1 protein-coding gene is annotated in these 379 nt (G+C 72.0%); it reads right to left on the bottom strand.

The window, feature by feature from the left end; genetic code table 11:
* Positions 1 to 305, bottom strand: a 305-nt coding sequence (locus tag CBF90_RS17080; protein ID WP_141097254.1) for a glycine zipper 2TM domain-containing protein, incomplete at its 3' end; no start/stop codon positions are given.
* Between the last annotated feature and the right edge of the window lie 74 nt (positions 306 to 379).

Raw genomic sequence — 379 nt, 5'->3', positions numbered from 1 at the left:
GCGTAGGCGCGGGCCTGGGCCTGCTCGGCGTAGGCAAGGTCGGCGCGGTCGAGCGACTGGCCCGCCGCGTTGCCGAGCGCGGCGCCCAGCAGCGTGCCGATGCCCGTCGCGACGATGCGGCCGGTGCCGCCGCCGATCTGCGAGCCGGCAAGGCCGCCGACCACGCCGCCGAGGACGGTGCCCGCCGTCTGCTTGGTTCCATACCCGCTGTCGTACCCACCGGAGCCATATTGGTTGCCGGGCGCGGCGCATCCGGCGAGAAGGCCGAGTGAAAGGGCGGCGGCAACGAACGGCTTGGCTGTCATATCGCTTCTCTTCGCGTGAGGGGCGGTCCGCCCGGGAAGCCCGGCCGAACGTGGTTGAACCTGACTCCATGAAC

The organism is Microbacterium sp. AISO3, assembly GCF_002204305.1.
Classification (GTDB): domain Bacteria; phylum Actinomycetota; class Actinomycetes; order Actinomycetales; family Microbacteriaceae; genus Microbacterium; species Microbacterium arborescens.
The sequence above is the reverse complement of the archived record's forward strand: the minus strand, read 5'-3'. Positions and strand labels throughout refer to the sequence as shown.